A 14,149-nucleotide genomic window follows, 5' to 3' on the forward strand; every position below is an offset into this window, starting at 1 on the left:
GGGGAGAGCGATACCATTCCCTCATGGAGCTCCGGCAGCTCGGCGCCTTCGTCGCCGTCGTGGAGGAGGGCACGTTCACCGCGGCGGCCGGGCGGTTGCTGCTCGTGCAGTCCGCCGTGTCGGCGTCGGTCCAGGCGCTGGAGCGCGAGGTCGGCGCGCCCCTGCTCACCCGCGGTCCGCGCCGGGTGGCGCTGACCGATGCGGGCGCCGCGCTGCTCCCGCACGCCCGCGCCGCGCTCGACGCCGCCCGGGACGCCCGCGAGGCCGTGGACCTGGTGCGGGGCGGGCTGTCCGGGACCGTGCGGGTGGGGACGATGCCGTCCGTCGGCCTCGTCGACGTGCCCGCGCTGCTCGGCGCGTTCCACCGCGCGCACCCCGGCGTCGCGCTCCGGCTCAGCGCGTCGACCTCGGGGTCCGCGGGCCTGGCCGCGGCGGTGGCGGACCGGCACCTGGACCTCGCGTTCGTGTCGCTGCCCGCCGGGGCGGCGCCGGGCGTGCGGCTGATCGACCTCGCCTCGGCGCCCATGGACCTGCTGGTGCCGGCGGGGCACGACCTCGCGGCACGGGGCGGTGGCCGGCCGGTCGACCTCGAGGAGCTCGCCGGGCTCGACTTCATCGACTCGCCGGCGGGGTACGGCAACCGCGCGGCGACCGACGCGGCGTTCACCGCCGCGGGGCTGGAGCGCCGGGTGACGGTGGAGGTCGCCGACATCGGGACCGTGGCGGGCTACGTGCGGCACGGGCTGGGGGTCGCGATCGTGCCGCGGTTCACCGCCGAGGCCGCGCCCGACCTCCCGGCGGTCGCGCTCGCCGCCGGGCCGCGCTGGCCGCTGGCGCTCGCGGTGCCGCGGGACCGGCGGCCGTCGGCGGCCACGGCCGCGCTGGTCCGGCACGTGCGCGAGCACGCGGTGCGCTGACCGCGGCGCCCGCGCCGTGCGGCGAGGTCGTCACTCCGTGGTGAGGTCGTCACTCGGGAGTGACGACCTCGTCAGCATGTGACGACCTCACCAGCGTGTGTCGACCTCGAGGACGCGTGACGACCTCGCTCAGCGCCCGCCCCCGCCGGCTCAGGCCGGCGGCGGGCAGCCGCAGGACTCGCGCCGCACCACCCGCACGGGCAGCCGGTGCGACTCCGGCTCCTCCGCCGGCGCCCCCGCGTGCCGCACGAGCACCTGCACGGCCAGCCGCCCCATCGCAGCCATCGGCTGCCGCACCGTCGTGAGCGACGGGCGCGCCAGCCGCCCCGCGAGGATGCCGTCGAAGCCGGTCACCACGACCCGCTCCGGCACGGGGACCCCGCGCGCGGCCAGCAGGTCGAGCACGCCGAGGGCGAGCTGGTCGCTCGCGCACACCAGCGCGCGCGGCAGCCGGTCCTCGGCGGCGAGCGCGGCCAGCACCTCGAACCGGTGCGGCTCGGCGAGGTCGGTCGGGTCGAGGGGCTCGGCCGGCTCGGGCAGCCCGGCGGCGGCGACCGCCTCGCGGAAGCCGGCGAACCGCTCCGCGTAGTCGGGGGTGGTCAGCCGCCCGACGAAGCCGAGGTCGCGCAGCCCGTGGTCGCGGACCAGGTGGTCGACGACGTCCCGCATCCCCGCGCGGTTGTCGACGCCGATGTGGTGCAGGCCGTCGGCGACCGGCGGGGTGCTGAACGCGACGACGGGGATGCGCCGCGCGACGTTCTCGAGCGTGCCGACGGGCGTCGGGCCGGGGAACACCGCGAGGCCGTCGACGCGGCCCGCGACCTCCGTCACCGACGCCCCCGAACCGCTGCCGCTGCTCAGCAGCAGGGCCTGGCCGCGCTGCCAGCACTCGAGCTCGAAGCCGCGCTGCACCTCGTCCACGTACAGGGGGAAGGCGCGCGGGTCGGCGTCGGGGTCGGTGTCGTCGACCGGGGTCGGGGTGGCGACCGGACGCGCGCCGTCGGCGCCCTTCTGCGGGGCCGCGAGCATGAGGTCGAACGAGTACAGGCCGAGGGCTCCGGTGCGCCCGTGCGCCAGGCCGCGGGCGCTGGCGTTCGGCACGTAGCCGAGCTCGCTCGCGGCGACGAGCACCGCGGCGCGGGTCGAGTCGCGGACCCGCTCGGGCTGCCGGAAGGTGAACGACACCGTGGCGATCGACACCCCCGCGCGCTCGGCGACGTCGTAGACGGTCGGTCGACGCGGCACTGCACCACCTCCTCGGGGCCCCGCACGATGGTAGGGGTTCCGGCGCCCCGGACCGGTCCCCCTTGCGCCGATCATTCTATGCGCATAACATCTCCCAACATCTAAGCGCATAGAAGCGCGAGGCGCCCGCCGCACGCGCCACCCGTCCGTTCGAGGAGGAACGAACCATGATCCGTCCCGCTGCGCGCGTCGCCGTCGTGACCGCGCTCGCCCTGACCGCGCTGACCGCGTGCGGCCGCTCCGACGACACCGGCGGCGGGGCCACCGACGCCGCGACGCTGTCCGAGGGCGCCGCCTCCGGCGAGCTCACCGTCTGGGCCATGGGCGCCGAGGGCGAGGCGCTGCCCGACTTCGTCCAGGAGTTCACGGACGCCAACCCGGACGTCGACATCGAGGTCGTGCCGATCCCGTGGGACGCGGCGCGCGACAAGTTCCAGACCGCCATCGCCGCCGGCACCACGCCGGACGTCGCGATGATGGGCACCACGTGGATGGCGGAGTTCGGCGACGCGTTCGCCGCCGTCCCGGACGCCATCGACACCAGCGGCATCTTCGAGGGCTCGCTCGGCACGGCCGAGCTGGACGGCACCGCGATCGGCGTCCCCTGGTACGTCGACACCCGGGTGCTCTACTACCGGACCGACCTCGCCGAGCAGGCGGGCTGGACCGAGGCACCGGCCACGCAGGAGGACCTCAAGCAGATGGCCGGCGACATGCAGGCCAAGGCGGGCGCCGACTACGGCATCCGGCTGCAGTCCGCGGGCAACGACTCGTTCCAGGGCTCGCTGTGGGCCCCGTGGTCGAACGGCGCGAGCCTGATGAACGACGACCAGACCGAGTGGACGCTCGACACCCCGGAGATGGTCGAGGCCTACGACTACTACACGTCGTTCTTCTCGGACGGCGTCGCCAACGCCTCGGCCGACCGCAGCGCGGGCGCCCAGGAGGCGGAGTTCGTCGCGGGCACCACGCCGATGCTCATCGACGGCCCGTTCATGATGGGCCAGCTCGCCACGCTCGGCGGCGAGGGCTTCGAGGACAAGTACGCCACGGCGCGCATCCCGGCCGGGGAGTCGTCGACCTCGTTCGCGGGCGGCTCCAACCTGGTCGTGTTCCAGGACTCCGACAACGCCGACGCCGCGTGGAAGCTCGTCGACTGGCTGACCCAGCCCGACGTCCAGGTGAAGTGGTACGACGTGACCGGTGACCTGCCGTCGCAGCAGTCCGCGTGGGACGACCCGTCGCTGGCCGACGACCAGAAGCTGGCCGTGTTCGGCGAGCAGCTCGAGGACACCCAGGCCCCGCCGGTGAACACCGCGTGGGTCCAGGTCGGCGCGGCCGCCGACTCCGTGCTCGAGCGGATGACCGTCAGCGGCGAGGCGCCCGAGGAGGCCCTCGCGGAGCTGCAGCAGCAGGCGACGTCGATCGGCGTGGGCTGACCGCCATGACCACCACAGCCGCACCCCGCCCGGCCGGGTCCACGCGACCCGGCCGGGCGCCGGCCCCCGCCTCCCGCGGGCCGGCCGCCGCACGCCGCCGGCGCCAGGGGATGGTCGCGTGGATGTTCGCGCTGCCGTTCGTCCTGGTGTTCGGGTTCTTCATGCTCGTGCCGCTGGTGTCGTCGTTCGCGATGTCGTTCACGGACTTCACCTCGCGGGACGTGCGCACGCCGTTCGCGGTGAACTTCGTCGGGCTGGACCAGTACGTCGCGCTGCTCGGGGACGCGCGGTTCCTCAAGTCCCTCAGCGTGACCGGCACGTTCGTGGTCGTCGGCATCCCGGTGACGATGGCGGTCGCCCTGGCGCTCGCCGTCGCGCTGAACTCCGGGATCAGCCGGTTCCGGTCGGCGTTCCGCGTCGGGTTCTACGCCCCGGTCGTGACCAGCATCGTCGCGGTGTCGGTGGTGTGGCGGTACATCCTGCAGCCGGACGGGCTGCTCAACACCGCGCTCGGCTGGGTCGGGATCGAGGGGCCGAACTGGCTGAGCTCGACCACCTGGGCGCTGCCGTCGCTGATCCTCATGGCCGTCTGGCGGAACGTCGGCACGCTCATGGTGATCTTCCTGGCCGGCCTGCAGGCCGTGCCGGCCGAGGTGCAGGAGGCCGCGGTCATGGACGGCGCGTCCCCGTGGCGCCGGTTCCGCAGCGTGACGCTGCCGCTGCTCCGCCCGACGCTGCTGCTCGGCGCGGTGCTCATCTCGGTCGGCTACCTGCAGTTCTTCGAGGAGGCCTTCGTGATGACGCAGGGAGGGCCGCTCGACTCCACGCTGTCGACCGCGTTCTACACGTTCGAGCAGTTCGGCTTCGGCAAGTACGGGTTCGCCTCCGCGGCGTCCTACGTGCTGTTCCTGGCCATCGCGCTCCTGAGCCTGCTGCAGTTCCGGCTGCTGCGGTCGGCCGACTGACACGGCTAGGGGAGGGAACAATGTCCACGATCACCCCGCCGTCGCCGCAGCCTGCCGTCGACCGGCTCGCGCAGCCGGCTCCGTCTCGTCGCCGTCGCCGGCCCACCGGCCGCGCGCTCACCTACACCGTGCTCGTCGTCGGCGTGCTGCTCTGGCTGCTGCCGTTCGTCTGGATGGTGCTCGGGTCGGTCAAGACGCAGCGCGAGATCCTGACGAAGCCGCCGACCATCTGGCCGCAGGACCCGACGTTCGACAACTTCGGGCGCTGGTTCACCGACCTGAACTTCGGGCAGTTCTTCACGAACTCGGTGATCGTCGCGGTCGTGACGGTGCTCGGGAACCTGCTGTTCTGCTCCATGGTCGGCTACGCGCTGGCCAAGATGGACTTCCCGGGCAAGAAGGCGCTGTTCGCGCTGGTCATGATCATGCTGATGGTCCCGGGCGTCGTGACCTTCGTGCCGCTGTTCGTGCAGGTCACCTCGCTGGGCCTGCTCAACACGTACCCGGCCCTGATCCTGCCGTTCCTCACCCAGCCGCTCGGGGTGTTCCTCATGCGGCAGTTCATGCTCGGCATCCCCGAGCCGCTGATGGAGGCCGCGCGGATCGACGGCGCCGGCGAGCTGCGCATCTTCGCCCGGGTGGTCATGCCGCTCTGCGGCCCGCCGCTCGCGACGCTCGGGATCCTCACGTTCCTCGGCTCGTGGAACAACTTCCTGTGGCCGCTCGTCGCGGCGCAGAGCCAGGACATGTACACGCTGCCCGTCGCGCTCTCCCTGTACTCGACGGGCCAGCAGGCGACCGACTACGGCCTGCTGCTGGCCGGCGCGGTGCTCGTCATCACGCCGATCCTGCTGCTGTTCGTCGCGCTGCAGCGGTACTTCGTCCAGGGCATCGCCACCGTCGGCCTGAAGTAGCCGGCCCCCCGGCACCTCGCACACCGCACCACCGGAAGGACCCCGCATGTCCGTCAGCCGCCAGTTCCCCGAGGGCTTCCTCTGGGGCGCCTCCACCGCCGCGCACCAGGTCGAGGGGAACAACGTCAACTCCGACTGGTGGGTGCGCGAGCACGCGCCGGGCACCGACCTGGCCGAGCCGTCCGGCGACGCCGCCGACTCCTACCACCGGTACCCCGAGGACATCGCGCTGCTCGCGTCGCTCGGGATGAACTCCTACCGGTTCAGCATCGAGTGGGCGCGGATCGAGCCGGAGCAGGGGTTCGTGTCCAAGGCGCAGCTCGCGCACTACCGCCGCATGGTCGACACCTGCCGCGAGCACGGCCTCACGCCGTCGGTGACGCTGCACCACTTCACGCACCCGCGCTGGTTCGCGCGCCTCGGCGGCTGGCGGAACCCGGACGCCCCCGCGCTGTTCGAGCGGTTCACCGAGATCGCGCTGCCCGTCCTCGGCGACGACGTCGAGTGGGTGTGCACCATCAACGAGCCCAACATGGTCGCGATGACCCGCGGCGAGGAGGGCACCGAGATGACGGCGTCCCGCCTCCCGGCGCCGGACCCGCAGATCACCGACGCGCTGATCGAGGCGCACCGCCGGTCCCGCGGGGTGCTGGCGCAGCTGCCGCAGGTGCGGTCGGGCTGGTCGGTGGCGACCCAGGCGTACCACGCGGCGCCCGGGGCCGAGGAGGCCACCCAGGCCTACGGGTACCCGCGGGAGGACATCTTCCTCGACGCCGCGAAGGGCGACGACTGGATCGGCGTGCAGGGCTACCTGCGCACCTTCGTCGACCAGCAGGGCAACCCGCTGCCCGTCCCCGAGGGCGCCGAGACCACGCTGACCGGCTGGGAGTACTTCCCGCCCGCCATCGGCATCGGCATCCGCAACGCGTGGGAGCGGACGGGCGGCGTGCCGATCGTGGTGACCGAGAACGGCATCGCCACGCAGGACGACGCCCGCCGGATCGACTACACGCACGACGCGCTGGTCGGGGTGCACGAGGCCATGGCCGACGGCATCGACGTGCGCGGGTACCTGCACTGGTCGGCGCTCGACAACTACGAGTGGGGCTCCTACGCGCCGACCTTCGGGCTCATCGCCTGGGACCGGGACACGTTCGAGCGCACCCCGAAGCCCAGCGCGCACTGGCTGGGCGAGGTCGCCCGCACGGGGCTGCTCACGCACCCGACGCGCTGACGCGGGTCCGGGCGCTGCTGCGCCGAGACAGGACGTCACGCCGAGAGTGGGCCGTCGGGCGTCCTGTCTCGGCGCGACAGTCCTCTCTCGACAGGCCGTGCGGCGCGCGGGTGTCCGCGGTCCAGTCCGGTCGCCGGGCTGAGCCCCCCCCGGGGGGTCCGGTCCGATGCTGTCGGCGCGTCAGGAGGCGCGACGCGGCGCGAGCAGCTGGTGCGCGCGCTGGTGCGAGACGCCCAGCACGGCACCGATGTCGCGCTGGGGCACGTCGCGCTCCGCGAGGTCCCGGGCGAGGGACCGCGTGTGCTCCGCGAGGCTGCGCTCGAGCTCGGACAGGGCCGCGCGCTCGCGGGCGATCTCGGCCAGGCGGTCCGCCACGTCGACGTCGCCGACGCGGTCGATGCTGAGGGTGAGGTCGACGTCCCCGGGGTCCACGTCGAGCGTCACCGCGACGAGAGAGCGCGCCATCGGGGCGGCCTCCGACAGGCGCCGTGCCTGCGTCAGCCCGTCCACCTCGGGGACGGCGACCATCCACCACCGGCCCTCGCGGGTCACGTGCGCGGTGTAGCGCGGCCGCGTCGAGACCGTCACCGGCTCGTCGTGCATGTCGTCCCTCATCCCTCGTGGCCGGCCGCCCGGTCGATCGCGGTCCGGATCTTCCGGTAGACGCCGGGGGAGATCCTGCGGTGCCCGTCGGGGACCGCCACCACCTCGCCGCCCGGATGCGCCCACAGCGTGTGCGAGCCGCTGGTCCGCCGTGGCGAGAACCCCGCAGCCCGGAGCTCGGCCAGCACCCGTCGTGTCGGCTGGTCGCTCACCATCCCGACAAGCCTAGGGCCCTTGCCGAAGGTCGGCAAGGGCCCTAGGCGTCCGGTCGCGCCCGCCGACGTCAGCGGGCGGCGGCCGGCTCCGGGGAGCGGGTCGGGGACTGCTCGGCCGCCGGCTCGTCGTCCGTGAACAGGTCCTCCGCCTGGGCGCTGTCGTACTGCGCGCGGTCGAGGATGCCCTCGCGCTTCGCGACGATCGTCGGCACCAGCGTCTGCCCGGCGACGTTCACCGCGGTGCGGCCCATGTCGAGGATCGGGTCGATCGCCAGCAGCAGGCCGACGCCCGCCAACGGCAGGCCGAGGGTCGACAGCGTGAGGGTGAGCATGACGATCGCGCCGGTGAGGCCGGCGGTCGCGGCGGACCCGACCACGGACACGAACGCGATCAGCACGTAGTCGAGCACCGACAGGTCGATGCCGAAGATCTGCGCGACGAAGATCGCCGAGATCGCCGGGTAGATCGACGCGCAGCCGTCCATCTTGGTGGTCGCGGCCAGCGGCACGGCGAACGACGCGTACTCCGACGGCACGCCGAGGTTCCGCTCGGTCACGCGCTGCGTCACGGGCAGGGTGCCGATCGACGACCGGGACACGAACGCCAGCTGGATCGCCGGCCAGGCGCCGCGGAACCAGCGGGCCACGCCGAGGCCGTTGGCCCGCAGGATCACCGGGTAGACCACGAACAGCACCAGCGCGAGGCCGACGTACACGGCGATCGCGAACCGGCCGAGCGACGCGAGCGAGTCCCAGCCGTACGACGCGACCGCGTTGCCGACCAGGCCGAGCGTGCCGAGCGGCGCCAGGCGGATGACCCACCACAGCACCTTCTGGATCACGGCCAGCGCGGACCGGACGAACGTGAGGAACGGCTGCGCCTTCGACCCGGTGCGCAGCACCGCGATGCCGACGACGATCGCGATGACGACGATCTGCAGGACGTTGAAGCTGACGGACGTGCTGAGCGAGCCGTCCTCCGCCGCGGAGGTGCTCGCGCCGAGGCCGAGCGGGTTGCCCGGGATCAGGCCGTCGAGGAAGTCGGTCCAGGAGCCGGTGCGGCCGGCCTCGTAGCCGTCCTCGACGGACAGGGTGGTGTGGTTGCCGGGCTGCAGCACCAGGCCCAGGCCGATGCCGATGACCACGGAGATCAGCGCCGTGATCGCGAACCACAGCAGGGTCCGCCAGGCCAGGCGCGCGCCGTTGGCGACGTTCTGCAGGTTGGCGACCGACGCGACGATCGCGGCGAAGATCAGCGGCGGGACGATCGCGCGCAGCAGCGTGACGAACGACGAGCCGACGGTGTCGAGCGTGCTGGTGAGCCAGTTCGGCGACTCCGCGTCGGTGCCCGCGTTCACGGGACCCATCGCGAGCGCGACCCAGCCGAGCGCGACGCCCAGCACGAGCGCCGCGATGATCTGGAAGCCGAAGTTGCCGAGCAGGGTGCGGACGCGCGAGCGCTCCCGCACCGCGGGGGCGGTGGAGGACATGCAGCAGCCTTTCGCGGGCGCACGACAGGGCGCGCCCGTGGGGTGGGAGGAGGCCCGCGCGACGCGGGCGAGGGGGACGGAGGCGGCTGCTCAGCGACAGAGCGCGCTGGCGACCCGGCGCAGGTCGACGGCGCGACGCGCGGTGAGGTCCCACCCGGTCACTGACGCCCCCTGCTGCTCGGTCCCGGTCGGCCGGCGCGACCCCGGTGGGGCGGCGGCGGACCGACGCGTGCCCCGCACGGTGGCGGGGCACGCGTCCAGTCTACGGCGGGGGCGCCGGGTCAGCCCTTCGGGGCCGCCAGGCCCTGCTGGATCAGGTCCATCACCGACGAGTCGGCCAGGGTCGTCGCGTCGCCGACCTGCCGGTGCTCGGCGACGTCCCGCAGCAGGCGCCGCATGATCTTCCCGGACCGGGTCTTCGGCAGCTCCGGCACGACGAGGATCGTCCGCGGCTTGGCGATCGGGCCGATCTGCTGCGCGACGTGCGCCCGCAGCTCGGTCGCGGTCTCCTCGGCCGACTGCTCGGCCGCGCCGCCGCGCAGGATCACGAACGCCACGACGGCCTGCCCGGTGGTGTCGTCGTGCGCGCCGACGACCGCCGCCTCCGCGACCGACGGGTGCGACACCAGCGCCGATTCGATCTCGGTGGTCGACAGCCGGTGCCCGGACACGTTCATCACGTCGTCCACCCGGCCCAGCAGCCAGATGTCGCCGTCCTCGTCCTTCTTGGCACCGTCCCCCGCGAAGTAGATCCCGGGGAACCGCGCCCAGTACGTGTCCCGGAACCGCTGCTCGTCGCCCCAGATGCCGCGGAGCATCGCCGGCCACGGCTCGGTGAGCACGAGGTACCCGCCCGAGCCGTTCGGCACCGGGTGCGCGTCGTCGTCGATGACGTCCGCGGCGATGCCCGGCAGCGGGGTCTGGGCGGAGCCCGGCTTGGCGACGGTGACCCCCGGCAGCGGACTGATCATGATCGCGCCGGTCTCGGTCTGCCACCAGGTGTCGACGACGGGGGTGCGGTCGCCGCCGATGACCCGGCGGTACCAGGTCCAGGCCTCGGGGTTGATCGGCTCGCCGACCGACCCCAGCACCCGCAGGCTCGACAGGTCGAACTGGCCGGGGACGTCCTCGCCCCACTTCATGCAGGTCCGGATCGCCGTCGGCGCGGTGTACAGGATCGAGACGCCGTACTTCTGCACGATCTCCCACCACCGGCCGCGGTGCGGGGTGTCGGGGGTGCCCTCGTAGATGACCTGGGTCGCGCCGTTGATCAGCGGCCCGTAGACGACGTAGGTGTGCCCGGTGACCCAGCCGACGTCGGCCGTGCACCAGTAGACGTCGGTCTCGGGCTTGAGGTCGAAGACGTTGAGGTGCGTCCACGCCGCCTGGGTCAGGTAGCCGCCGGTGGTGTGGAAGATGCCCTTCGGCTTCCCCGTGGTGCCCGACGTGTAGAGGATGAACAGCGGGTGCTCCGCCTCGACCGCGACCGGCTCGTGGGTGTCGGACGCGCCGTCGACGGCGTCGTGCCACCAGACGTCGCGGCCCTCGGTCCACGGCACGTCCTGGCCGGTCCGCCGGACGACGAGCACGCTCCGGACGACGTCGCCGCTGCCCTTGGCGAGCGCCTCGTCGACCGTGGGCTTCAGGGCGCTCGCCGCGCCGCGTCGGTAGCCGCCGTCCGCGGTGATCACCACGCGGGCGTCCGCGTCGAGGATCCGGGTGTGCAGGGCCTCGGCCGAGAAGCCGCCGAACACCACCGAGTGCGGGGCGCCGATCCGGGCGCACGCCAGCATGGCGATGACGGCCTCGGGGATCAGCGGCAGGTAGATGGCGACCCGGTCGCCGGTCCGCACGCCGAGCGCCGTGAGCGCGTTCGCGGCCCGGGACACCTCGCGCTGCAGGTCGGCGTACGTGAGCGTGCGGGTGTCCCCGGGCTCGCCCTCGAAGTGCAGCGCGACCCGGTCGCCGTGGCCCGCCGCGACGTGCCGGTCGACCGCGTTGTACGCGGCGTTGAGCCGGCCGTCGCCGAACCACCGGGCGCGCGGCGCGCCCGACCAGTCGAGCACCTCCTGGAACGGCTCGGCCCAGTCGAGGAGCGAGCGGGCCTGCTCCGCCCAGAACTCGAGCCGCGCCGCGTTCGCCCAGGAGTAGAGCTCGGCGTGCGCGTTCGCCTGCGCGGCGAACGCCGGGTCCGGCGGGAACCGGCGGTCCTCGGTGAGGAGGTTCTCCAGCCCAGGCGCGGGGGTGTCCGGGGTGGTGCTGTCGGGGGCGGTGCCGTCCGCGGGGGTGGGGGCCCCGTCGGGTGCGGACTGCGGGGTGGAGCTGTCGAGGGCCACGTGTGCCTCCAGCGCAACGACGTCGGTGCGGTCTGGCGCGGCTCGGGTGCCGCGTCTCTCGGCACTCTAGTAGGACTTTCGTCCCTGGCGAGTGCGGTCCGCGGCTGGGCTCGGGGGCGTGGCCCGGGGTGGTGCGAGCGGGTCCGCGGGGCGGGCGGGGTGCGGGGGCGCCGGGCGGGCGGGGTGCGGGCCGCCCGCCCCTGTGTCAGGTCCGGGGCAGCCAGCGGCGGCGGGCGGCGGCCAGCACGAGGCCCGCGACCAGCAGCAGCGCGCCGACGACGAAGACGGACCCGGACGTCGCGGTGACGGTCGCCCGCACCACGGAGTACTCGGTGCCGTCGGTGGCGATCCACCGCACGATGTCGACGTGCGTGGTCGCGGGCACGTAGAGCAGCACGACGCCCACCACCGAGGCGACCAGGCCCGCGGTGACCGGGACGGCGGGCGTCCACAGTCCGAGGCCCAGCACGACCGCCAGCACGAGGACGCCGGCCGTCACCAGCACCACGCCGAGCACGTCGTAGGACGCGTCCCAGCCGGGGGCCTGCGCCGCCAGCACGCGCGACTGCCCGAACAGGACCGTCCAGACGCCGATCGCACCGACGACCAGCCCGACCAGCGCGCCGAGCACGTGCCGGAGCGCGCCGCCGCCGGGGCGGTGCGCGGGCTCCGCGACCGGCTCGGGGGTGCCCGCGTCGGCACGGCGGCCCCGGGACCGGGTCCCCTGCTCGTCGTCGGGCGCGGTGTGCTGCGCGCCGGGGATGGTGGGCGCGGGCGGGCCGGCCGGTGCGGGCGCGGAGGAGTCGCCGTACGGGACCGTGGCGTCGGAGGGGCCGGTGCCGGGCAGGCCGGCGTCGGGCGCCTCGGTGCCCGCGCCGGAGTCCCGCGTGAGCACCGCGGCGGCGCGCGCCTCGGCGCCGCGGATGCTGGTGCGCCGCACGGGGTCGGTCGGCGTCGGGGCGGCCGGGCCGGCGGCGGCCGCGCCGGGGGCGACGCCGCCGGCCGGGGTGGTCGGGAGCGGGGCGGTCGGTGCACCCGCGCCGTCGGCGGCGAACCGCGCGGAGCCCGGGCCGCCGGGGGTGCCGGGCCCGCCGGGCGTGCCCGGGCCGCCCGGGGTTCCGGGTCCGCCGGGGGTCCCGGGCAGACCGGGGGCGTGCAGCGCGGCGGCGCCGGGCAGGTCGGCGGCCGGTGCCTCGTCGGGCGCGGGCGCCGGCGGGGTGGGCGCCGGGCGGGTCGCGCGGTGCGCGCTGGTGCCGCGGGAGGGGGTGCCGGTGGCGCGGGCGGTGCTGGGGGCGGTGCCCGCTCCCGCGGCGGTGCCGCTGCTCGGGGCGGTGCTCGCGCCCGGCGCGGTGCCGCTGCTCGGGGCGGTGCCCGCGCTCGGGGCGGCGGGGCCGGTCGCGGGAGCGGTGCTCGCGCCGGCCGCCGCGCCGGGGGCGTCGCCCGCCCCGCCGGTCCGGGCCGGTGCGCCGGCGCCGGCCGCGGGGACGGCGGGCACCCGCTCGGTGGGCGTGGTCGCCGGGCGCGCGGTCGACGCCGCGTCCCCGCCCTCCGGCCGCGCCGCGCCCGCGCCCGCGCCGGCGGCGTCGGGGGCGCCGGGTTCCGACGCGCGCTGCCCCGCGGTGTCGGGCGCGGTCGACGGCGTGTCGTCCTGCTCGCGGTCCGAGGTGCTGCTCATGTCTGCTCCCTTGTCGCCGGCTCACGGTGCGCGGGGCAGGAGCGTCGGGCGCCTCCCGCGCAGCGGGTTCGGTGTCGACGCGGCCGCGCTGGTCACGTCGGTGCTCCGTCCGACCGTAGAGCGCCCGGTCGCCGCCCGCCCCACGGCGCGCCCGAGATGTCCGGATCCCGGGGCGATGTCCGGTCCGGACACGACCCCGGCACGACCCCGGACCGGCCTCAGCGCGTCGCGGCCGCGAGCGCCTCGGGCTCGGGCGCGGCCGGCCCGGCGGGGGCGACCGGCACGCGCGGCGGGGCCGCCGCGACGGCGTTCGCCGCGCCGACCAGCAGACCGCCGCCGACCAGGTTGCCCAGCCCGACGAGCAGGACGTTCCGCGCGAACTCGGCGACCGTCGCCCCCTCCAACCCGCCGACCAGGCCGAACGAGAACGTCGTCATGTTGGCGACCACGTGCTCGAAGCCCGAGGTGATGAACACCATGACGCACGCGAAGATCACGACGATCTTGGCGACCTCGTTCTGCAGCCGGCCCGCGCACCAGATGGCCAGGCAGACCATGAGGTTGCACAGGACGCCGCGGAAGAACAGCTCGGTGCCGGTCTCCTCGGCCTTGTGGGCGATCATCGACGCGATCATCCGGCCGGCGGGCCGGTCGGGCCCCAGCGCGCCGGACAGGTGCAGGACCACCGCCAGCACGAACGCGCCCAGCAGGTTGCCGACCAGGCAGGCCAGCAGCGTCGCGCCGGCGCGCGCCCAGGAGATCGCCCCGCGCATCGCGCCCTGGGTGAAGACCATCATCCCGGAGGTGGCGAGCTCGCCGCCGGCGACCACGACGATCGTCAGCGCGACCCCGAACACGAGCCCCTGGACCAGCGGCGTGAACCCCGACCCGACGTCGGCCAGCGGGCCGCCGGCCGTCGCCATGATGACGACGCCGAGCCCGATGTACGCGCCGGCGAGCATGGTGTTGACGAGGTAGACGCCGGGACGGCGGGCGAGGTCGGTCTTCGCCCGGGCCGCCTGCGTCTGGTAGTCGAGGGCCTCGGCGACGCTGAGCATGCGCCCAGCGTCCTGCCCCGCGAGGCGCCAGACGTGGGACGAAAGGCACGCCCGCGCG

Annotated in this window: 12 protein-coding genes; 5 read left to right on the forward strand and 7 right to left on the reverse strand. The window is 74.8% G+C overall.

What is annotated here, in order from left to right:
* Positions 1–23: 23 nt before the first annotated feature.
* Entirely contained in the window at positions 24–917 is an 894-nt protein-coding gene (locus tag AC3WUG_RS04905) for a LysR family transcriptional regulator (RefSeq protein WP_492326624.1), read from the forward strand.
* Positions 918–1,067: 150 nt separating this feature from the next.
* On the opposite strand, the gene AC3WUG_RS04910 is transcribed toward AC3WUG_RS04905, so the two are convergent.
* Positions 1,068–2,162, reverse strand: a complete 1,095-nt coding sequence (locus AC3WUG_RS04910) for a LacI family DNA-binding transcriptional regulator (protein WP_492326625.1) — start codon at positions 2,160–2,162, stop codon at positions 1,068–1,070.
* A gap of 167 nt (positions 2,163–2,329) precedes the next feature.
* Between AC3WUG_RS04910 and AC3WUG_RS04915 the strand changes: the two genes are divergently transcribed.
* Genes AC3WUG_RS04915 through AC3WUG_RS04930 form a run of 4 tightly spaced genes read left to right on the forward strand, consistent with a single transcriptional unit; the run spans position 2,330 to position 6,714 of the window.
* A complete protein-coding gene (locus AC3WUG_RS04915) occupies positions 2,330–3,601 on the forward strand; it encodes an extracellular solute-binding protein (RefSeq protein WP_492326626.1) in 1,272 nt (423 codons plus the stop codon).
* Between the two features lie 5 nt (positions 3,602–3,606).
* Positions 3,607–4,566: a carbohydrate ABC transporter permease gene (locus tag AC3WUG_RS04920; RefSeq protein WP_492326627.1), complete on the forward strand. Its 960-nt coding sequence runs from the start codon at positions 3,607–3,609 to the stop codon at positions 4,564–4,566.
* A 20-nt stretch (positions 4,567–4,586) separates the two neighbouring features.
* Positions 4,587–5,480: a carbohydrate ABC transporter permease gene (locus AC3WUG_RS04925; RefSeq protein ID WP_492326628.1), complete on the forward strand. Its 894-nt coding sequence runs from the start codon at positions 4,587–4,589 to the stop codon at positions 5,478–5,480.
* A 46-nt stretch (positions 5,481–5,526) separates the two neighbouring features.
* Entirely contained in the window at positions 5,527–6,714 is a 1,188-nt protein-coding gene (locus tag AC3WUG_RS04930; RefSeq protein ID WP_492326629.1) for a glycoside hydrolase family 1 protein, read from the forward strand.
* A gap of 180 nt (positions 6,715–6,894) precedes the next feature.
* On the opposite strand, the gene AC3WUG_RS04935 is transcribed toward AC3WUG_RS04930, so the two are convergent.
* The 6 genes from AC3WUG_RS04935 to AC3WUG_RS04960 all read right to left on the reverse strand — a co-directional run bounded on the left by AC3WUG_RS04935 (position 6,895) and on the right by AC3WUG_RS04960 (position 14,091).
* The gene (locus AC3WUG_RS04935; RefSeq protein ID WP_492326630.1) at positions 6,895–7,317 is read right to left on the reverse strand and encodes a hypothetical protein; all 423 of its coding nucleotides are present in this window, start codon (positions 7,315–7,317) and stop codon (positions 6,895–6,897) included.
* A gap of 8 nt (positions 7,318–7,325) precedes the next feature.
* Positions 7,326–7,532, reverse strand: a complete 207-nt coding sequence (locus AC3WUG_RS04940) for a type II toxin-antitoxin system HicA family toxin (protein WP_492326631.1) — start codon at positions 7,530–7,532, stop codon at positions 7,326–7,328.
* Between the two features lie 68 nt (positions 7,533–7,600).
* Positions 7,601–9,022, reverse strand: coding sequence for a dicarboxylate/amino acid:cation symporter (locus tag AC3WUG_RS04945; protein WP_492326632.1), 1,422 nt, complete (start codon positions 9,020–9,022; stop codon positions 7,601–7,603).
* A gap of 281 nt (positions 9,023–9,303) precedes the next feature.
* Positions 9,304–11,358: an acetate--CoA ligase gene (gene acs / locus AC3WUG_RS04950; protein ID WP_492326633.1), complete on the reverse strand. Its 2,055-nt coding sequence runs from the start codon at positions 11,356–11,358 to the stop codon at positions 9,304–9,306.
* Positions 11,359–11,563: 205 nt separating this feature from the next.
* Positions 11,564–13,033, reverse strand: a complete 1,470-nt coding sequence (locus AC3WUG_RS04955; RefSeq protein ID WP_492326634.1) for a hypothetical protein — start codon at positions 13,031–13,033, stop codon at positions 11,564–11,566.
* Between the two features lie 218 nt (positions 13,034–13,251).
* Positions 13,252–14,091, reverse strand: coding sequence for a formate/nitrite transporter family protein (locus tag AC3WUG_RS04960; RefSeq protein ID WP_492326635.1), 840 nt, complete (start codon positions 14,089–14,091; stop codon positions 13,252–13,254).
* Positions 14,092–14,149 lie beyond the last annotated feature (58 nt).

The organism is Cellulomonas sp. EB106-03-03-XG116, assembly GCF_058792015.1.